Raw genomic sequence first — 21,820 nt, 5'->3', positions numbered from 1 at the left:
ATAATAAAGAAATAATGAGATAAAAAAGCATTTATAGTATAATAATAGAGTATAAATAAATAGGAGGAGAGGGTATTGGAGGATATTGTATCGATAAGGGAAAAGAAAAACTATATAAATGAAAACTTAGCTATTTTATTTATTTTTATAGGATATATATTATTATCATATATTATGAAAGATGTTGCTCAGTTTGAAATTTTTGTACACACTATATATTCTACATTTTTAATTGCTATGGGAATAGTAGTATTTAAAAGTATAGAATTTAATATAGATAAATTTTGTATATTTTTAGGTGCGGTATTTGCACTTACTGGGATAATAGAATGTATTTATGTAATTACAATGGTAACAGATAGAAGTAATATGCACTACAGCAACAATTTTAAAGTTATCTTAATAGCTTTTGTAGATATACTACCAATGATAGGTATATATTTAAGTTTTAATCACATAAAACGAGACAAAAATGTGATTATGGATATAATTATATTGACAGTTGTTACAACAATATCAATATTTATAGCAATGAAAGTTTTGTCAGATAATAGTTTAATAAAAATAAACTTAATGGAAAAAGAAAATAAGTTATTAATTGAATTGATTATAAATGGATTTTTACTTTTAATGGGTATAGTTATATATAAAAAAGTTGGTAACATTGGAGAATGTCTAGATGATCAAGAAAAGTACTATTTTAAGAGGATGATTATAGTTATATCTCTATCTAGAATAACAACACTAATAAATCCGTATTCAAATAATTTAAAATTTGCAGATATATTAAGCCAAATTATAACTAATGTAGCTATGATATATATATATAACTACATAGTATATGCAAATTTTAAAAAACCTTATAATAAATTAAATTCCATAAACTATGAACTAGTAAAAAAAACAAATATATTAAAAAATAATAATATTAAGCTTATAGAACATACAAATAATATGTATGGTCTTAAGGAAGTTCTTAATGATAAAGAGTCAAAATTGCAATCAACATTAGATGTTTCAGTAAATTGCATAATAGTTTTTAATAAAGATAAAAAAGTGACATATACAAATAAAAAATTTGAATCAATATTTGCATATGAAGGAGATAAAATAACTAATAGCATAGAAGAAAGCATGAAATATACAATAGGTAACTTTGACGATTTTATAAAAAATGTAGATTATGTATTTGATGGTAAAGAAAATTTAAACCAAATTATTAAAGTAAATAATAATAGAGTTTATCATGCTGCATTTTCTCCCTTAATAATAAAGGGTAATATACAAGGTGCTCTATGTATATTAATAAACAAAACAAGACAAATAGAGTATGGACAAAAAATAATCGATGCTAATAAGAAATCTGAAAGATTTTTAGAAAGTATAGGAGATGGAATAATAGTTTTTCAAAATGGAGAAAAAATATATACTAATAAAGCAAGTAAGAATATATTTAAAGAAAGATTAAATTCTATAGATTTTAATTTTTATAGGCAAAATAAAAATAAAGAAGCTTACTTTAAAATTGATGGAAAAGAAGTATTTCTAGAAATGGAATTTTCAGATTATACAAAAAATAAAGAATTAAACACTATAGTAGTGGTAAGGGATATAACTAGTCGTAAAAGAGCTCAAATGAGTCTAAGAGAAAACCAAAAGGCATATTCTAAGTTTATAGATATATTACCTGATGGTATTTGTCTATTAAATGAAGAATTACAAATTACATATGCTAATAAATCTCTTTTAGATATGTTAGAAATTAATAGCTTAAATCAAATTAATAATAACAATATTAAAAGTATAATAAATTTAACTGAAGAAGAAGAAGATTTATTTGATAGAAAAATGAAAAAGGTTATCAGCAAAAATAAATACATGCTTTTACTAGAGTATGAGTTAATAACACATAATAAAAATAAGGTTCAAGTAGAAGTAAATGCAACTCCATTTTTTAATGAAGATAATTATATAATGCTTATAATCAAAGATTTAACCTATAAAAAAACATCTGAGATGGCAGAAAAAGAAATACTAGATAGATTTAAGACTGATAAAATAAAAACAGAATTCTTTGCGAATATGTCCCATGAACTTAAAACACCATTAAATGTTATTTCTAGTTCTAACCAATTATTAGATTCACTTTATAAAAATGAAAAAATTGAAGATTATAATAATAGCGTGAAATCTCATATAGATTTAGTTAGACAAAGTTCATATAGATTACAAAGATTAATTGGAAATATAATAGATCTAACGAAGATGGAATCAGGATTCTATAGGTTAAAGCTATATAAATACAATATTGTAAATGTTGTTGAAGATTTATTTATGAAAATAGAAGAATATGCAAATAAAAAAGATATAAGCATTGTATTTGATACAGATAGTGAAGAAGTATATGTTAATATAGATAAATCTGAAATGGAAAGAATAATATTAAATTTATTATCAAATTGTATAAAATTCACAGATATTGGTGGAAGTATAAATGTAAATATATATGATAAAGGAAGTAATGTTGCAATAAGTGTACTAGATAATGGCGTTGGTATACCAAAGAATAAAATAGGATTAATATTTGAAGAATTTGGACAGGTAAATAAAACATTATCTAGAAATGCAGAGGGTAGTGGAATAGGTCTTTCTATAGTAAAAAACTTAGTTGAACTACATAATGGTAGTATATATGTTAAAAGTGAGGAAAATAAAGGTACTGAGTTTATAATAATTATACCTAAAACAAATGTACATAATGACGATTATCAGGAAGATAGAAGGATATATAATATTGATGAAAAAATAAAAATAGAATTTTCGGATATATATTACTAAAATAGTAGAAAAATAGATATAAATAGATTTATATTAAATTAAAGTAGGTGATATTATGGTTAAATTAGGTAATGATTGGGATATTCTATTAGAAGATGAATTTAAAAAAGAATATTATCTAAACTTAAGAGAATTTTTAAAGGTTGAATATAGTTCAAAAGTAATATACCCTGATGCAAATAACATATTTGAAGCTTTAAAGCATACATCATATAATGGTACTAAGGTTTTAATATTAGGGCAAGATCCATATCATGGAGAAGGTCAGGCTCATGGTTTAGCATTTTCAGTTCAAAAAGGAATACAAACTCCTCCATCTTTATTAAATATATATAAGGAATTACAATCAGATTTAGGATGTTTTATACCTAATAATGGATATTTAATGCCTTGGGCTGATCAAGGAATTCTTTTATTAAATACAGCATTAACAGTTAGAGCTCATGAAGCTAATTCTCATAAAGATAAAGGATGGGAAATTTTTACTGACAGTATAATAAAAATCTTAAGTGGGCGTGAAGAACCAATTATATTCGTTTTATGGGGTTCAAACGCACGTAGTAAGAAAAAATTAATAGATAATAAAAAACATTACATACTAGAATCTCCTCATCCAAGCCCGCTATCGGCATATAGAGGATTTTTCGGGTGTAAACACTTTTCAAAAATAAATGAAATTCTTAAAAGTATAAATAAAGATCCAATTGATTGGCAAATACCTAATATATAAAAAATAGCCAGACTTCTAATTTAATTAGAAATCTGGCTATTTTTGTATTTAATTGTAACTTTTAAATACAATTTTAATAATATGTATTAAAAGGAATTAGGTGATATTTTATGGATTTAATTATGTTAAAGCCGATTCAAGTTAAAGAAATGATAGAAAATAATCAATTTGATTTAATTATAGATTTAAGAGATAATGAAAATTACCATAAAGGGCATTTGCCAGGGGCTATAAATATTCCCATAAATGAAATAACTGATAAATTAAATTTTTTAGATTTATACAAGAAAAAATCTATTATTTTATATTGTGGAATAGGCAGTAAAAGTATAAGTGCAGGCAAGGTATTAATTATAAATGGATTTGAAAAAATATATAGTCTTTCAAATGGAATTAAAGGATATAAATATGAACTAAAATCAAATTAAATGTTACAAAAATGTAACTAATAAAAAGTATGCTGAACACGTTGGAAAAACTAAACAAGCATATTTTTTGTTTTTTGTCAAGTTGACAAGTGGTATCAAAAAAGTTACAATTTATACATAGAAAGTGACAAATAACTTTAATTTAAATATAAAACTTAGAAGATAAGGAAGGAGAATATTATGAACTTAAAAAATAATAAAACATTAAAAGTCTCGGTCTTGGCCGGTTTATTATCAGTTGGAATTTTAGCAGGTGGCTACTCTATATTAAACAAAGATATAACCTTAGTAGTAAAAGGAGAGGAAACATCAGTATCAACGTTTAAATCTACAGCGAAGGAAATTTTAGAAGAACAAAATGTTAAATATGACGGAAATGATATTGTAAGCGTAGATTTAGATAGTAAGTTAAAAGATGGATCGAAAATAGAAATAATAGACGTTAAAGAAGAAGTTATTAAAGAAAACAAAGAGGTACCTTTTGAAGTAAATGTAGTTGAAGATAACAATTTACTAAAAGGTAAAACGGAAATTAAAACAGAAGGGCAAGCTGGTAAGAATGAATTAGTTTATAAAATAACTTATCATAATGGGAAACAAATGGAAAAGAAATTTGTAGAAGAACTAGTATCAGTTGAGCCAGTTAATAAGATAGTTAAAAAAGGAACTAAAGTTGAGGTTCAAGTTGCATCATCAAGAGGTTCTAATGCTGGAAGAAAAGCTAATGTAGCAACTACATCAACTGAATCGGTTAAATCAAATTCATCAAGTAGTAAAGGTAAACATATGAAGGTAGTTGCAACGGCTTATTCAGGAGATACTGTAACATCTACAGGTACAAAGCCTAAGTGGGGAACTATAGCAGTAGACCCAAGTGTAATACCATACGGAACAAAGGTGTATATACCTCAATTTGGTCAGACATTTATAGCAGAAGACTGCGGAGGAGCTATAAAGGGAAATAAAATAGATATATTTATGAATGATGAGTCTACAGTTAAGAACTGGGGAAGAAAAACTATAGATATATATATTGTTGGATAAAATTAAGGAGTAGCTATTAAGCTACTTCTTTTTATTTAATATGATTAAAAATTATAAATCTGTTGAAAATTATAAATAAAAATGTTATTATAAGACTTAAGCTATAAAAAAATATTTTATACGGGGGTGGATGGGTGCTGGTGTGTCCTCTAGTCTTCAAAACTAGTATGAGGGGTTAATAGCTTCTTGGGTGGGTTCGACTCCCACGCACTCCCGCCAATTATAAAAAGGAACTCTTTTGAGTTCCTTTTTGCATATTAAAGATAGAGAATTATTTATTTATATTTTCAGATGTTGATTTTATAAACTTCTCATTTTTATCATCCCACTTATATATTTCTTTTGTGGTATTTTTATTTATTTCATTGAATTCTTCGCTAGACTGAGAACCTTCATATTCCGTTATAGTTGTTATACATAAAATACGAGGTATGGATCCTTCTAAACAATCTATAGAACTTGATTCTATATTTTTGATGAGGTCATCGCTATTCTCTTTTTTATTTATTTTTTCGCTATATATACTTTTATTAAAAACGGATATGTACTTATTATCTTTTTTATAAAATATTTCGAAAAACTCTCTTTGGCTAATATTATCAGAAGAATTAGAGTATTTTTGCTCAACTATTAAGAAATCCTTATAAAAATAAAAGTTGCTAACAAGAGCTAAGTTATTAATACTACATTGAAATTTTAAATTATTATTATCAATTTTATCATAAATAGCTATAAAAGAAATTTGTTCAGGTAAAGATAAAGTAAAAGCAACTTTATTTTTATTATCATTAGGTATTTCATCGGTAACAGAAATTTCTATATAATCAGCATATTTTATAAGATTATCATTATTAGTGTCTTTTAAAATTTTTAAAATTAAATTATAATTATCATTATTATGTATAACATTTTTAGCATAAGAAATAGGTAATATAGTTTCGTGAGTATATTTTTTTACTAACAAATTACCAAAGATAAGTAAATTTATAATAAGTAAAAAAGATAGCAGATTTATAATTTTATTCAAATTAAACCTCCTTATAATTTTAGGATTTAATATTAAAATATATTCTGTTAAACTAAAATAAATAACTTTAGGAGCATAGTAAATATGGAAAAAAACTTTAAAACAAGAACAGGCCTTATAATAGGTGATGAAGGACTAGAAAAATTAAAAAATTCTAATGTGATAGTATTTGGAGTTGGAGGGGTTGGAAGTTTTGCTGCAGAAGCAATAGCTAGAGCAGGAGTGGGAAATCTTACAATTGTTGATTTTGATGATGTGGATATAACAAATATCAATAGACAGCTTCCGGCGCTACACTCTACAGTAGGTAAGTATAAGGTAGAAGTTATGAAAGAAAGAATACTTGATATTAATCCGGATATAAAAATTAAGGCTGTTAGAAAAGTATATAACAAAGATACGAGTGAGGAGATACTAACAGAAGATTATGATTATGTAATAGATGCTATAGATATGGTTACATCAAAAATACACTTAATAGAAACTTGCAAGTCTAAAGGATTAGAGATTGTAAGTTCTATGGGTATGGGAAATAAATTAGATCCTACAAAAATAGTTGTTACAGATATACATAAAACAAGTATGTGCCCATTAGCTAAAGTAATGAGAAAAGAACTAAAGGATAGAAGAATAAAAAAATTAAAGGTTGTATACTCAACAGAACAACCTCAAGAACTAAAAAAGAAAATAATGAACGGCAAAAAAATAACACCAGGAAGTACTTCATTTGTACCATCTGTTGGAGGTTTAATAATAGCATCTGTAGTTATAAATGACTTATTAAATAAATAATAAATAAGGAACAAGTAATATTGTTCCTTATTTTTCATATTTATAATTCTTTTTAGTATAAATAGTTTTACCATCGCTATAAAATACAATATCTCCAAGTAAATCAGTTCTATAGACTTTTACACCTTCAGTAGATAAATTTTCTAGAGTTGATCTATGAGGATGTCCGTATTGATTTTTATACCCACATGATATTGTAGCTATATCTGGAGATACTTCTTTTAAAAAGTTTTCATTAGTTGAAGAGCTACTGCCGTGATGTCCTACTTTTAAAAAATCTACATCATCTAAATTAAAGGAATTTATGATATCTATTTCATTTTGATACTCAGCATCTCCTGTAAATAAAAATGATTTATTCATAAAGTTTAGTTTGAATACGATTGAATTTAAGTTATTATCATCTTGGATAAAAGAAGGATTTAAAGTTAGTATATCTATATTATCTTCAATATTTATGGTGTCATCTTTATATAAGTGTTGAATAGATAAATTTTTATTTAAACAAGCATTAACTAAATTTTTATAAGCGTTAGTATTTGTTTCTTGTTCTGGCATAAAGATTGATTTAACGTTAAAATCATTGATTATATTATCAAGTCCTCCGATGTGGTCTGAGTCTGGATGGGTAGCAATCATTATATCTACAGTTTTTACTTTATATTTTTTTAAGTAAGATTTAATTATATGTGAACTATTTTCATCTCCGCTATCTACCAAAATATTTTTAGAATTAGGAGTTTGTATTAATATACTATCTCCTTGACCAACATCAATTATATGTACAGCTAAATGAGAAGTTTTGTCACAACCGCATAAAAGTGATATTATAATAAATATCAATGTTATAAATAAATTCCTAAATTGCATAATACCTCCATTCATTACATGTTTACAAAAAATATAAGATGGGTAATATAAGTTAGTAAAAGTATTTTATTTTATATTCTAAACAATATAATATAAGATAATTCAATAAAATAATGATTCACTAAAATAATTAATAAAGAGTATTTTATATAATAAATAAAATTAAAGTAGTATATATTTATAAATTAAATGTTAAAGTAGTAAAACTAGGAGGATTTTATGATTTTTAAAGAAATTAATATAAATTCAAAAAAGGAATTAGATCCATATTTTGAATTAGTCGATTATGAAGCTTGTGAGTACTGTTTTAGTACTTTATATATGTGGCAACATGCTTATAACACAGGATATTATATCGGAGAAGATTTTGCAGTAATAGTTGGAGAATATGAAGGTGATAGCTTTTCAATACAGCCATTAGCTCGTAAAGAAAAACTGCCTGAAGTTATAGATTTTGTAGTAAGACACTTTGAAGAGGAAAATAAAAAAATATATTTAAGAGGTGTTAATAAAGATATCGTAGAATTTTTAAAAGAAAGATACCCAAATAAATTTGAATATATAGAAGAAAGAGATTTATTTGACTATGTATATGATGGAGAAAGCTTAAGAACTTTAGCTGGAAGAAAAAATCAAAAGAAAAGAAATCATATAAACTATTTCTTAAATGAATATGAAGGAAGATTTGAATATAAATTATTAGATAAAGAAAACTTCAAAGAATGTTTAGATTTAATGAAAGAATGGACGAATAATAAAGAAGAACATGATGAATTTGATGAAGGTATGGATGATGAACTTATAGGAATAAAGAAAATATTTGATAACTATGATGTTTTAAAAGATAAATTAAAGGTCGCTGGAATATATGTAGATGGAAAATTAGAAGCATTTACAATTGGTGAATTATTAAATAAAAATATGGCTTTAGTTCATATAGAAAAAGCTAATCCGGAAATTAGAGGATTATACCCATATATCAATCAACAATTTATAGTAAATGAATTTGAAGATGTTGAATTTGTAAACAGAGAAGAAGATTTAGGAATAGAAGGACTTAGAAAAGCTAAACTTTCTTACCATCCATGTAGATTTGTAGAAAAGTATACTGTTAGGGAGGCATAAAATGAAAATAAGATATGCTAGGTCTAATGAGATAGATGATATAAAAGATATATGGAATTATTGCTTTGATGATAGTGATAGTTTCGTAAATTATTATTTTAACGATAAGTACAGCAGATTTAACACTGTTGTAGTAAATGAAGGGGAAGAAATAGTTTCTTCCCTTCAATTAAATCAATATAAACTTATTTTAAATAATAAAGTATATGATAGTTCATATGTAGTCGGAGTTTCAACACTACCTCAAGTTAGAGGAAGAGGATATATGAGAAATATAATGAAATTTACACTTAGAGAACTATATGCAAAAGGACAGTTAATATCAATTCTTATGCCAATAGATTATAGACTGTATAGAAAATATGGATATGAACACTGTTACGACCAACTTGAATATACTATAGATATTGAAGATTTAAAAAGATTTAAAATAGGTGGTAGATTACATAAAATAAATGAATCTCATATAAATGATTTAATAGATATTAGTAAGTTTTTCTTAAAAGATACTAATGGAAATGTTTATAAGACGGATGAATATTATAAAAACCAATTCAAAGAAGTGAAAAGTGAAAATGGATATATGTATATACATGAAGATGAAGGTAATCAAGGGTATATAATTTATTTCTTAAATGGAGACAAGATGTTTGTTAGAGAACTATTTTATAAAAATATTAATTCTCTAAAATCTATGCTAAAGTTTATATATAATCATAACACTCAATGTAGAGAAGTTGTAATTTCGTCACCTGTAAATGATAAAATAAGGTTTATACTAGATAATCCTAAAACCTCACAAATAAAGATAAAGCCATTTATGATGGGTAGAATTATAAACTTAGAAAAATACTTAGAAAGTTTAGATATAGATAGTAATTTAAATTTAGAAGCGAATGTGTTCGTAGAAGATCAATTTTTAAGTGAAAATAATGGAGTATTTAATATAAAATTAAATAACAATAAACTAGAAGTTAAAAAAGTTGATAGTGATTATGATGGATATTTTACTATAAATACTATGACTCAACTATCATTTTCATATATAGATATGGAAGAGGCATTAGTGATAAATAACAAGTCAGAAAATGAATGTAGTGAAAATGTAATTAAATTATTTAGTACTATATTTACAAAGAAAAAAAATTATATAAATGAATATATATAAGAGGTATCAATTAGATATCTCTTTTTTGTTTGTTAGGAATTATAATTGTTTAAAATTTAAAGCCTTTGAAAATAATCAAAGAAAAAGGTTGTATTAGGAGGTAGGATGAGAAGACCACTGCTAATAGTATTTGTTATTATTATTTTTATATCATCTATATATACTAAAAATGAAAAAGAAAATGTATTATATGATAATAAAAATATAATTATAGAAGGCTTAGTAAAAGACAAAAAAGAAAAGGAAAAATATAATGAGTATAAAGTAGATGAATTTTTAATAAGAGATTATAAAAAAAATAAAAATATAAAAATGGGACAAATAATAAAGATAGAAGGAAAGTTTAAAAGTTTAGATAGAATAAATTATGAAGATTTTAATTATGGTAAATATTTAAAGAGTAATGGATATAAAGGATTAATTTATATTAGTAGTTATGAAGTGTCAGGTAATAATAAATTATATCTATCAATAGGAAATATAAAGACATACATAAGAAGTACAACAAGGTATCTATATAAAGAAACATCTGATTTTATAAATTCAATAATAATAGGAGAAAAAGAAAACCTTACTAAAGAAGATAAAGAGATGTTTAGTAAAACAGGTACAAGTCATATAATAGCCATTTCAGGATTTCATACTAGTATATTTTGTGTGTTAATAAGTTTTATAATAGGAGGAATAAATAAATATTATAAATTAATAATACTTTCATCTATTATATTTTTATATTCAATTATGGTGGGGGCATCACCGTCTATAATAAGATCTGTTATATTTACTATAATTTTGTATCTAGCAGTTTTTATTGATAAAAAAAGAGATCAAATATCAACTTTATCTATGATAGGCATATTTTTAATAATAAATAACCCATATATTATATATAATGTAAGTTTTCAATTGTCTTTTCTCGCTACATTGTCTATAATATATTTCTATGGCTATATAAATAATATTATAAAAATAAGTTTAATATCATTAACATTATCAGCCAATATATTAACATTACCAGTAGTATATTATAATTTTAAAGGTATACCTGTAATTTCGGTAATTAGTAATATAGTAATAGTGCCGTTTATAGGTCTTATAATGTATTTAAGCATTATGAGTGTAGCTTTATTTAAAATAAATATACAACTAGCAAAGTTGATATCAAACTTTAATGGATTTATAATAGATATAATATATTTTTTACTAGAAAAACTTAGTAATTTATATTTTTCATACATTGAAGTAAATAATCCAAGCATATGTTGTGTAATTATTTATTATACAATAGTGTTTTCATATATGATTTATAAAGAACAGAAGGTTATGAAGGAGCAAAAGAATGAATTACAAGGATATTATAAATAATCTTAAAAATAAAAACTTTGAAAATATGTATCTATTTTATGGTAGAGAATACTACTTGATTGAAAATGCAATAAAGTCATTTAAAGACACGTTAAATGAAAGTATGGTAGATTTTAACCTAGATGTTATTGATGGAAAAGAAACTATGTTAGATCAAATCATAAGCTCTATAGAGACACTACCATTTATGGATGATAAAAAAATAGTTATAATAAAGGACTTTGAATTACTAAAAGGTAAGAAAAAGAATTTTAGTGATAGTGATGAAAAGTATTTAATTGAACATTTAGATAATATACCAGAAAGTACAGTAGTAGTTTTTGCTGTATATGGAGATGTTGATAAAAGAAAATCTTTAGTTAAGAAAATTGATAAAAAAGGTATAGTATTTAACTGTGATAAATTATCTGATATGGATTTATTTAAATGGGTCAAAAAGAAGTTTGAACTAAATAATGTAGTAGTAGACAATCCTCAAATAATGTACTTTATAGATCAAGAAGGATATAGAGATAAAAGCAGTGAAAAGACTTTATCTGATTTAGAAAATGAAATTAATAAAATAAGCTCATTTGTTGGAAAAGAAAATAAAGTGACAAATGATATAATAGATAAGTTATCACAAAAAAAAGTTGAAAATGATATATTTAAATTAATAGATTACATAGGAGAAAAAAAATCTTCGGACTCAATGAAAATCTTAAATGATATGTTACAAGAAGGGGAGTCAGTTTTAGGTATATTTGCAATGATAGCAAAACAATTTAAAATAGTTATGCAAGTTAGACAGCTAAGTACAGATGGTTATAGTGCTAAAATAATAGCTGAGAAATTAAAGATACATCCATTTGTAGCAGGGAAAGCATTAAAACAAACTAAAAACTTCTCTGATGATATAATTGTAGATATGTTAAATTATATATTAGAAAGTGATTATAAGATAAAAAATGGGTTAATAAGAGAAAATTTAGCTGTAGAAATGCTAGTAGGAAAGTATTGCAACTCTAAAATAATTTAAATAAAATACAGAAAAATCTTAGTATAAATACTAAGATTTTTCTGTATTTTATTTTTAATAATAAAAAAGCCCTTGATTTTAATCAAGGGCTAATATCTATTAACATTATAAACGGTTAATTAAGCGTTCATCCCGTTTAATTTTTGAGCTAATTTAGATATCTTTCTAGCTGCAGCGTTCTTGTGTATAGTTCCTTTAGAAGCTACTTGGCTTATTCTCTTTTGAGCGTATTCAAATCTTGATACAGCCTCATCTTTATTTCCTGCTAATACAGCTTCTTCGAATCTTCTTATAGCAGTTTTAACTTGAGATTTTCTAGCTCTATTTAAAGCAGTTTTCTTTTCGATAACTTTTATTCTCTTTTTAGCTGATTTTATGTTTGCCACCGTGTTCACCCCCTCGTGTTTTTTTTATTATATTCATCGTCAACATATTAGATTTTAACAGAAATAAATCTAAAAATCAAGGATAATTATTTATTAGTTTTATATAATATCTTTTTCTTTTGACTTTTTAGATTATAACCCATATAAAAATAATTTACAACACAGAAATTAAATATTCATGGATTTATAAAATTATAATTTTTGTTATAAAATACTAAAATTTGTTAACACTTATAACTAGCATTTAATTTGTACTAGGAGGGTTAAAATGATTAGTATAAGAACAGACTTAGCCTTAGAAGCTAGAGAGATGTGTGAAGATGGACAGTCATCTAGTGAGATACCAGGGGTTAAACTTGAAAAAAAAGAATTAGAAAATTGTATAGTAACAAAAGTTGAAGTTATAGATGAACAAGGATCTCAAATAATGAATAAAGGAATCGGAAAATATATAACTTTAGAAAGTAATCTTATGAAATTTGATGATGATGAATCTAGAGAAGAAGTAATAGGTTACTTAAGAAATGAATTAGCAGAAATATTAGGTACAGATAAAACTAAAAAAACATTAGTAATAGGACTTGGAAACTGGAATATAACATCAGATGCCTTAGGACCAAAGACTGTATCTAAAACACTAGTAACAAGGCATATTTTTAAAAATTATAACAAAGATTACGATGATGATTTTACTGAAGTAGCAGGGTTAAGTCCTGGGGTGATGGGACTTACAGGGATAGAGACAAGTGAAATTGTAAAATCAGTTGTAGATAAAATTAAACCAGATAGAGTTATAGCCATAGATGCTCTTGCCTCTAGAAAAATGGAAAGGGTAAACACTACAATACAAATATCAACTGCAGGTATAGCACCTGGAGGAGGGGTAGGAAACAAGAGAAAAGCCCTAAATAAAGACTATTTAGGAGTAGATGTTATAGCAATAGGTGTTCCTACTGTTGTAGACGCTGCAACTTTAACAAGTGATGTATTAGATTTAGCAATTGATAATTTAATGAATCAATCAGAAGGAATAGAAAATTTTTATAGTATGTTAAAGCAACTTAAAGAAGAAGAAAAATATAATTTAATAAAAGATTCACTAGATCCATATGATAAAAACTTAATAGTAACACCTAAGGATATAGACGAAACTATTGAAAATTTATCAGTAATAATAAGCGAAGGATTAAATAGATCTCTTCACCCAGGTAGGATCATTAATTAAGGAGGAGTAAAAATGTTAAGAAAACGCATAAAGGCACTTTCTATAGCCTGTGTGTTAGTTTGTATTTTACCAATAGCATCTTATTCAATGGATAAAGATGAGTTTTTAAAGTTTTTAGTAAACTCATCATATCCAGAAGTTAAAGATGATAATAAGGAAGTAAGTAAAAATACTAAAAATGAAAATAAAAACACAGAGGATAAACAAGGAAAAGATTATATTAAATTTCATGTAGGGGAAGAAAATATACCAAAAATAAAAAGTAATGAAAATAATAGCAATAATGAAGTTACAAAAACTACAGTAAATACATCAGAATATAAGGGTGACATTAGAGTAACTAAAGAAAGTCCAAGAATATTAATATACCATACACACTCAGGAGAAACATATTCAAACTCACCAGGAGGAAATTTCCATTCAAAGGATAAAGAAAACTCAGTAATGGCTGTAGGTAGCTTAGTTACAGAAGAGTTAAATAAAAAAGGATGGGGTGTAGTTCATACAACTAAATACAATGATTATCCTTCATTTAATCATGCTTATGCAAACAGTTTAAAAACAATACAATCTATTTTACCAAAGTATAATAGTATAGATATTGCTATAGACTTACATAGAGATGCAAGAGATTTAACTAATGATGCACTTAAAAAGGCAGAAGAAAAAAGAATGACTACAACTATTAATGGAGAAAAAGTAGCAAAATTCTTCTTTGTAGTAGGAGAAAAAAATCCAAATGTAGAGCATGTTAGATCATTAGCACAAGACATAACAAAGTTTGCACAAAGTAAATATCCAGAATTAATTCTTCCAGTAGTAGAAAAACCATATGGGAAGTATAATCAATTTGTTGCTAAAAACCATATGTTAATAGAAGTTGGAAGTAATGGGACAAGTGCGGATGAGGCAAAAGCAAGTGCTAAATATGTAGCTCAAATACTAGATGAATATTTTAAACAAAAGAATTAGTCTATTATAATAGGAGAATCAAATGAGTAGATTAGAAAAGACTATACAGAAAAAACATAAAAATAAAAAAGTTAGATTTATAAGTAAAGTGGTATTTATGTTATGTATGGCTATAAATCTAATGATTTGTATAATTATAGTAGATAATAGTGCTAAACAAATGTTGGGAGAAAAAACATTTACAATAAGTTCTATAATAAGTAATATAAAAGAAAACATAGATTTTAATAATATTGAAGAAATTAAGGATAATATAATTAAAAATTTTAATAAATAATAATAAAAATAAGACTTATATCATAATAAGTCTTATTTTTATATAACTGTTATTTACATAAAAGAGGATATATTATAAAATAAAAGTTATGATAAATAATATAAGGAGGAAACAAGGTGGACAATAAACAAAGTAGAACTAGAAATTTTAGTATAATAGCACATATAGATCACGGGAAGTCTACCTTAGCTGATAGATTAATACAAAAGACGGGACTTGTTAGTGACAGAGACATGAAAGCTCAATTATTAGACAACATGGATCTTGAAAGAGAAAGAGGAATCACTATAAAGCTTCAAAATATAAGATTAATATATAAAGCTAAGGATGGAAATGAATATTATTTAAATCTTATAGACACGCCAGGTCATGTAGACTTTACTTATGAGGTTTCAAGAAGTTTAGCAGCATGTGAAGGTGCATTATTAGTAGTAGATGCAGCACAAGGTGTTGAAGCTCAAACATTAGCTAACGTTTATTTAGCTCTAGACCAAGATTTAGAGATATTACCAGTTATAAATAAAATAGATTTACCAAGTGCTAGACCAGATGAAATAAAGCAAGAAATAGAGGATATAATAGGGCTTGATGCAAGTGAAGCACCGCTTATATCAGCTAAGAGCGGTCTAAATATAGAAGATGTATTAGAAACTATAGTAAAAAATGTACCAGCTCCTACAGGGGATAAAGAAGCTCCATTAAAAGCTTTAATATTTGATTCATACTATGATGCGTATAAAGGTGTAGTAGCTTATGTTAGAGTATACGAAGGAACTGTAAAAAAAGGTATGACAATAAAAATGATGAATACTAATAAAAAGTTCGAAGTAACTGAAGTTGGAGTTATGGCTCCGGGTCAAACAGAGCTTGATGAACTTTGTGCTGGAGATGTTGGTTATATCGCAGCAAGTATTAAAGATATAAGAAGTTGTCAGGTAGGGGATACAATAACTAATGCAGAATATCCTACTGATATCCCTATGCCAGGATATAAAAAGGCGACACCAATGGTTTACTGTGGTATATACCCAGGTGAAGGTGAAAAGTATGAAAATGTAAGAGATGCACTTGAAAAGCTACAAGTAAATGATGCAGCGCTTGAGTTTGAAGCTGAAACTTCAGCAGCATTAGGGTTTGGATTTAGATGTGGTTTCTTAGGTCTTTTACACATGGAAATAATTCAAGAAAGATTAGAAAGAGAATTTAATCTTGATATTATAACAACTGCACCGTCTGTTATATACAGAGTTACAAAAACTGATGGGGAAGTTGTTATGATACAAAACCCTGCTAATCTACCAGAGGTGTCTGAAATCAAAATGATAGAAGAACCTATAGTTAAAGGGGATATAATAGTTCCTAAAGATTATGTAGGTATAGTTATGGAACTTTGTCAGGAAAGACGTGGAAATATGATAAATATGGAGTATATAGATGAAAAGAGAGTTATGCTTCATTATGACCTTCCTCTTAACGAAGTTGTATATGATTTCTTTGACGCTTTAAAATCTAGAACTAGAGGATATGGATCACTAGACTACGAGATAAAAGGATATGTTCCTTCTACTCTTGTTAAACTTGATGTATTAATAAATAAAGAACAAGTAGATGCACTTAGTTTTATAGTACATGAAACTAGAGCTTATCCAAGAGGTAAATCTATGTGTGAAAAATTAAAAAATGAAATACCAAGACATCAATTCCCGATACCAATACAAGCAGCTGTTGGAAATAAGGTAGTGGCTAGAGAAACTATAAGTGCACTTAGAAAAGATGTACTAGCTAAGTGCTACGGTGGAGATATATCTCGTAAGAAGAAACTTCTTGAAAAGCAAAAAGAAGGTAAGAAACGTATGAGACAAGTAGGATCTGTTGAAGTTCCTCAAAAGGCATTCATGTCTGTATTAAAATTAGATGACTAAGAAAATATAAACTCAAAACCAAAGATTTAAATCTTTGGTTTTTTTATTTAAATAATATTAATAGTGAATAAAATAAGGGACATATTATTAAATCAATGTTAAATTTTATTGGAATTTATTGTTAATATAGAGTTTTAGGTATAGTATATAAATAATAGCTTATAGATTTAATATACTAGGAGGGGTTTATATGAAGTATTATGATACACATAGGCTTGTTAAGGGAGAAGATTTAAATCATCATGGAACGTTGTTTGCTGGAAGGATGACAGAATGGTTTGTTGAGAGTTGTTTTATAACAGTCGCAGATGAATATAAGCACCCAGAAAATTTAGTATGTAGAAAAGTTAATGAAATTAATTTTAAACAGCCTATAAGAAAAGGCGATATTATAAATATAAAATCTAAAATAGTTTATACTGGAAAAACAAGCTTAATTGTTTATGGAAAAGTTACTAGAAATAATAATGAGAATATTATAGTAGACGGTTTTTTAACTTTTGTTTGCATTGATGAAAATGGAGTTAAGATGCCTCACAATTTAAAGATAGACGAGCCTTTTACGCAAGAAGATATAGAGCTTTTAAATATAGCCAAAAGTTTTAGAAAATAAAATAATAAAATCTAATTTTAAAAATGACCCTACTCTACGTAGGGTTATTTTTATTATACAGGTGAAAAATTTCTCTTACTATATTAGATGAATTTTAGTCATGTATCGCTTTTTATCTACTAAAAATCACTTTTAATGTGAAAATTTTATAATTAAAAAAATTTTGGTAATACTAAATTCATACATCAAATGAAATAATTTTATATATTTATAAAATTGACAGGAGGAAAACTATGAGCAATAAACTTAAGAAAACACTTGGTTTTTCCGCAGCCATTTCTACAGTTGTGGGTATGGTTATAGGTTCAGGTGTATTTTTTAAACCACAATCAATATATTCTACAACTAATGGAGCACCAGGGTTAGGGATGCTTGTCTGGATTATAGCTGGTATTATAACTATAACGGCAGGACTTACAGCTGCAGAAGTATCAGCTGCAATACCAAAAACTGGTGGAATGATGGTATATATAGAAGAAATATACGGAGCTAAGTTAGGTTTTTTAACAGGTTGGATGCAAACTGTATTATTTTTCCCAGGAACAGCAGCAGCTTTAGCTGTAATATTTGCACAACAAGTTGCAGAACTTATGGGGTATGCATCATCTAACATGGCCATAGTTTTACCTGTAGCTATAGGTGTTATAATTTTATTAGCATTATTAAATACTGTAGGTTCATCTTTAGGAGGTAGTATACAAACAGTTTCAACGGTTTGCAAATTATTGCCACTAATATTAATAATAATATTTGGTTTTGTAAAAGGAAGTGGAAATCCAATTATAAGTCCTATGGTTGGAGAAGGTGTAACTATAAATAAAGCTTTAGGTCAGGTGTTGATAGCCGCATTATTTGCATATGATGGATGGATAAATGTAGGCGCTATAGCTGGAGAGATGAAAAATCCAGGCAGAGATTTACCAACTGCTATAATAGGAGGATTATCTCTTGTAATGGCTGTATATGTAGTTATAAATTTAGCGTATTTATGGGTAGCTCCAGCAAGTGAATTAGCTAAAGTAACAGCACCGGCGACATTAGTAGCGACTAAAATATTTGGATCTATAGGAGGAGATGTAATAACTATAGGTATACTTATATCAGTATTTGGTACACTGAATGGGTATTTACTTACAGGACCTAGAATACCATATACACTAGCTAAAAATAAAACATTTCCATGTAGTGAGATACTATCAAAGGTTAATAGTGGAGGATCTCCATACAACTCAATATGGTTAATAGCTATACTAGCTTGTATATATGCACTATCAGGGCAGTTTAATTTATTAACTGACTTAACTATATTTATAGTTTGGGTATTTTATGTATTAACATTTATAGGAGTTATGAAGCTTAGAAGAGATTATCCGGACTTACCAAGACCGTATAAAGTTCCTCTTTACCCTGTTATACCGTTAATAGCTATAGCAGGTGGTATATTTGTTATACTAAATCAATTAATAACAGCCACAACAATAGCATTAGGAGGTATAATTATAACATTAATAGGACTTCCGATATATTCATATATGAGCAAAAAAAGTAATTAAATTTTTATATTTTATAAAGGCCTTTGCTTAATATTTTAGGTAAAGGCTTTTAAAATTATATAGATATAAGGTTTAAATTATATTGATTTAGGGAATTTAAAATTAAATATAAATAAATTTTAAATTAGATTTATTTAATATAATATGATAGCTTGATATGGTATAAAAAGGTATAATTTAAGTTGTATAAAATTAGGAAAAGAGGAAAATTAATGCTAGGATTATATATACATATTCCATTTTGCGTAAGTAAATGTAATTACTGTGATTTTAATTCATTTAAAATGGATAAAATAGCGAAAGATAAATATTTAAAAGACTTGAAAAAAGAGATGGAACTATATAGTAAAAATTTGAAAGAAGATAATTATATTACAAGTGTTTTCTTAGGAGGAGGGACACCAAGTATATTAAATAGTAATGAACTAAAATATATATTTGAAAATATAAATTTATATTTTAATGTAAAAAAAAATGCAGAAATAACAGTTGAATGTAATCCTGGAACCTTGACTAAAGAGAAGTTAAAAATTATGAAAGAAATTGGTGTAAATCGACTAAGCATTGGATTACAGGCTGTTCAAGATTACCATCTAAAATCTATTGGAAGAATACATACTTATGATGAATTTGAAAAAAACTATAAAGATGCATTAGAAGTTGGATTTAATAATATTAATATAGATTTAATGTATGCACTTCCAAATCAAACTTTTGAAGATTGGAAAGAAAGTTTAGAGAAAATAGTTAGCTTAAATCCATCACATATATCAGCATACTCACTTATATTAGAAGAAGGTACAAAATTATATGAAATGTATGAAAATAATGAATTTAATGTTATAGATGAGGATACAGATATTAATATGTATAACTATACTATAAATTACTTAAAAAGTAATGGATATAACCAATATGAAATATCTAACTATGCAAAAGATAAATGTGAATGTGAACACAATATACTATACTGGAAATGTAATCATTATATAGGACTTGGGCCAGGTGCTTCAGGATATATAAATGATTTTAGATATAAGAATGTTGAATCTTTAAAAGAATATCATGAAAAATTATTTTTAAATGATAAACCAATAGAAAGTAAAGAAAATTTAACTATAGATGATAAAAGTAAAGAAAAAATATTTATGGGGCTTAGGATGAATGAAGGAATAAAGTTCAAAGATTTTAAAGAAGAATTTAATATAAATTTTAAGGCAAAATATAGTAAAAAAATAAAAAAATTAAAAGAAAGAAAACTTATAAATGAGGATATAACTGGGATTAGACTTACTCAGAAAGGAAGAGAAATATCAAATAGTATATTTATAGAATTTATAGATTAATTTAAGGGTGTTGACAAATGAAAAATATAATGATATATAATATATATAATCTTTTTAGCACTCGAATTTAGTGAGTGCTAACAGCGAGGAGGCGAAAAAATGGAACTAAACGAAAGAAAACTAAATATCCTCAAAGCTATAGTTAAAGATTATATAGAAACGGCTGAAGCTGTAGGCTCTAGAACTATATCAAAGAAACATGATCTAGGCGTTAGTGCAGCTACTATAAGAAATGAAATGGCTGATCTTGAAGAACTAGGCTATTTGATTCAGCCACATACATCTGCAGGTAGAGTTCCTTCTGAAAAGGGATATAAATTATATGTAGATTTGCTGATGTCTCAAAATGAGCTTAGAGATGATGAAAAGCTATTAATTGAACAATGTTTAGAAAAAAATGTAAATCATATAAAAGATTTAATTCATGAGACCTCTAAGTTATTATCTCAGCTTACTAATTATACAACAGTAGCTGTGACTAAAAGTTTAGTAAATCAAAGTGTTATAAAGCACATACAATTGGTAGGAATGGGTGACAATAAAATTCTACTAATAGTGGTCACAGACAAAGGTGATATAAAAAATGCAAATCTTTTAACTAACATTAATTTAGATCAATCTAAATTAAACCTAATTTCTGATAATCTTACAAATAAATTATCAGGAAAAAGCATAACAGAGCTAGACAATAGATTAATTGCATTTATAAAATATGAGATAAGTGAGTATTCAGCATTTATAGATGAACTTGTAAATGCACTTAACTTTAATATATCAGAAGAAGACTTATCAGTCTCATTAAATGGAGCTACCAATATATTTAGTTATCCAGAGTTTAACGATATAATAAAAGCGAAATCTTTTTTAAATATGCTTGAGAAAAAAGAAACTATAACTAGCATGGTTAGATCTAAAGGAATACAAAAGGATAATATAAATATAATAATAGGTAGTGACAATGACTGTGAGTTGGCTAAAGATTGCAGTATAGTTACAGCAACATATAATATTGATAAAGATTTAGTAGGTCGTATAAGTTTTATTGGTCCTACAAGAATGGATTATGCAAGAATCTATTCAATAGTCAATTATATGAGCCTATTATTTAATAGAAAGTAAAT

At 26.2% G+C, this 21,820-nt stretch carries 20 protein-coding genes and 1 tRNA gene; 18 read left to right on the top strand and 3 right to left on the bottom strand.

The annotated features are described in order from the left end of the window. The first annotated feature begins 75 nt into the window (after positions 1-75). The 5 genes from JNUCC81_RS14525 (at position 76) to JNUCC81_RS14505 (ending at position 5,259) form a co-directional block, all read left to right on the top strand. Positions 76-2,838, top strand: coding sequence for an ATP-binding protein (locus tag JNUCC81_RS14525; protein ID WP_454094134.1), 2,763 nt, complete (start codon positions 76-78; stop codon positions 2,836-2,838). Between the two features lie 55 nt (positions 2,839-2,893). Next, positions 2,894-3,568, top strand: a complete 675-nt coding sequence (locus JNUCC81_RS14520; RefSeq protein ID WP_454094133.1) for a uracil-DNA glycosylase — start codon at positions 2,894-2,896, stop codon at positions 3,566-3,568. 110 nt (positions 3,569-3,678) lie between these two features. Then, positions 3,679-3,996, top strand: coding sequence for a rhodanese-like domain-containing protein (locus JNUCC81_RS14515; RefSeq protein ID WP_208331629.1), 318 nt, complete (start codon positions 3,679-3,681; stop codon positions 3,994-3,996). Positions 3,997-4,176: 180 nt separating this feature from the next. After that, a complete protein-coding gene (locus tag JNUCC81_RS14510; protein ID WP_454094132.1) occupies positions 4,177-5,040 on the top strand; it encodes a G5 domain-containing protein in 864 nt (287 codons plus the stop codon). Positions 5,041-5,162: 122 nt separating this feature from the next. Beyond that, positions 5,163-5,259 (top strand) — tRNA-Sec (locus JNUCC81_RS14505). 52 nt (positions 5,260-5,311) lie between these two features. Here the strand turns inward: JNUCC81_RS14505 and JNUCC81_RS14500 are convergent. Beyond that, complete coding sequence (locus tag JNUCC81_RS14500) at positions 5,312-6,067, bottom strand: hypothetical protein (RefSeq protein WP_454094131.1); 756 nt, start codon at positions 6,065-6,067, stop codon at positions 5,312-5,314. Between the two features lie 84 nt (positions 6,068-6,151). On the opposite strand from JNUCC81_RS14500, the gene JNUCC81_RS14495 reads away from it, so the two are divergent. Beyond that, on the top strand, positions 6,152-6,859 hold the full coding sequence (locus JNUCC81_RS14495) for a tRNA threonylcarbamoyladenosine dehydratase (protein ID WP_454094130.1): 708 nt from the start codon (positions 6,152-6,154) through the stop codon (positions 6,857-6,859). Positions 6,860-6,886: 27 nt separating this feature from the next. On the opposite strand, the gene JNUCC81_RS14490 is transcribed toward JNUCC81_RS14495, so the two are convergent. Beyond that, complete coding sequence (locus JNUCC81_RS14490) at positions 6,887-7,729, bottom strand: ComEC/Rec2 family competence protein (RefSeq protein ID WP_454094129.1); 843 nt, start codon at positions 7,727-7,729, stop codon at positions 6,887-6,889. 219 nt (positions 7,730-7,948) lie between these two features. Between JNUCC81_RS14490 and JNUCC81_RS14485 the strand changes: the two genes are divergently transcribed. The 4 genes from JNUCC81_RS14485 (at position 7,949) to holA (ending at position 12,405) form a co-directional block, all read left to right on the top strand. Further along, a complete protein-coding gene (locus JNUCC81_RS14485; RefSeq protein WP_454094128.1) occupies positions 7,949-8,854 on the top strand; it encodes a DUF2156 domain-containing protein in 906 nt (301 codons plus the stop codon). A 1-nt stretch (position 8,855) separates the two neighbouring features. Then, positions 8,856-10,022 (top strand): GNAT family N-acetyltransferase, encoded by a 1,167-nt coding sequence (locus JNUCC81_RS14480; protein ID WP_454094127.1) that lies wholly within the window; start codon positions 8,856-8,858, stop codon positions 10,020-10,022. A gap of 105 nt (positions 10,023-10,127) precedes the next feature. Then, complete coding sequence (locus JNUCC81_RS14475) at positions 10,128-11,387, top strand: ComEC/Rec2 family competence protein (protein ID WP_454094126.1); 1,260 nt, start codon at positions 10,128-10,130, stop codon at positions 11,385-11,387. Continuing rightward, a complete protein-coding gene (gene holA, locus JNUCC81_RS14470) occupies positions 11,362-12,405 on the top strand; it encodes a DNA polymerase III subunit delta (RefSeq protein ID WP_454094125.1) in 1,044 nt (347 codons plus the stop codon). The genes JNUCC81_RS14475 and holA overlap by 26 nt, the downstream gene beginning before the upstream one ends. Positions 12,406-12,524: 119 nt before the next feature. Here the strand turns inward: holA and rpsT are convergent, their stop codons facing one another. Beyond that, positions 12,525-12,791: a 30S ribosomal protein S20 gene (rpsT, locus tag JNUCC81_RS14465; RefSeq protein WP_208331621.1), complete on the bottom strand. Its 267-nt coding sequence runs from the start codon at positions 12,789-12,791 to the stop codon at positions 12,525-12,527. Positions 12,792-13,059: 268 nt separating this feature from the next. Between rpsT and gpr the strand changes: the two genes are divergently transcribed. The 8 genes from gpr to hrcA all read left to right on the top strand — a co-directional run bounded on the left by gpr (position 13,060) and on the right by hrcA (position 21,818). Then, positions 13,060-14,016 (top strand): GPR endopeptidase, encoded by a 957-nt coding sequence (gene gpr / locus JNUCC81_RS14460; protein WP_208331620.1) that lies wholly within the window; start codon positions 13,060-13,062, stop codon positions 14,014-14,016. A 12-nt stretch (positions 14,017-14,028) separates the two neighbouring features. After that, positions 14,029-14,988 (top strand): stage II sporulation protein P, encoded by a 960-nt coding sequence (spoIIP, locus tag JNUCC81_RS14455; RefSeq protein ID WP_454094124.1) that lies wholly within the window; start codon positions 14,029-14,031, stop codon positions 14,986-14,988. 22 nt (positions 14,989-15,010) lie between these two features. Beyond that, positions 15,011-15,265, top strand: coding sequence for a hypothetical protein (locus tag JNUCC81_RS14450; RefSeq protein ID WP_454094123.1), 255 nt, complete (start codon positions 15,011-15,013; stop codon positions 15,263-15,265). Between the two features lie 116 nt (positions 15,266-15,381). Further along, entirely contained in the window at positions 15,382-17,187 is a 1,806-nt protein-coding gene (gene lepA, locus JNUCC81_RS14445) for a translation elongation factor 4 (protein WP_454094122.1), read from the top strand. A gap of 190 nt (positions 17,188-17,377) precedes the next feature. Further along, the gene (locus tag JNUCC81_RS14440; RefSeq protein WP_454094121.1) at positions 17,378-17,800 is read left to right on the top strand and encodes an acyl-CoA thioesterase; all 423 of its coding nucleotides are present in this window, start codon (positions 17,378-17,380) and stop codon (positions 17,798-17,800) included. A 233-nt stretch (positions 17,801-18,033) separates the two neighbouring features. After that, positions 18,034-19,353, top strand: a complete 1,320-nt coding sequence (locus JNUCC81_RS14435) for an APC family permease (RefSeq protein ID WP_454094120.1) — start codon at positions 18,034-18,036, stop codon at positions 19,351-19,353. Between the two features lie 212 nt (positions 19,354-19,565). After that, positions 19,566-20,699 (top strand): radical SAM family heme chaperone HemW, encoded by a 1,134-nt coding sequence (hemW, locus tag JNUCC81_RS14430; protein WP_454094119.1) that lies wholly within the window; start codon positions 19,566-19,568, stop codon positions 20,697-20,699. Between the two features lie 99 nt (positions 20,700-20,798). Beyond that, positions 20,799-21,818: a heat-inducible transcriptional repressor HrcA gene (gene hrcA, locus JNUCC81_RS14425; RefSeq protein WP_454094118.1), complete on the top strand. Its 1,020-nt coding sequence runs from the start codon at positions 20,799-20,801 to the stop codon at positions 21,816-21,818. The last annotated feature ends 2 nt before the right edge of the window (positions 21,819-21,820 follow it).

Source organism: Faecalimicrobium sp. JNUCC 81, from assembly GCF_053667625.1.
The sequence above is the reverse complement of the archived record's forward strand: the minus strand, read 5'-3'. Positions and strand labels throughout refer to the sequence as shown.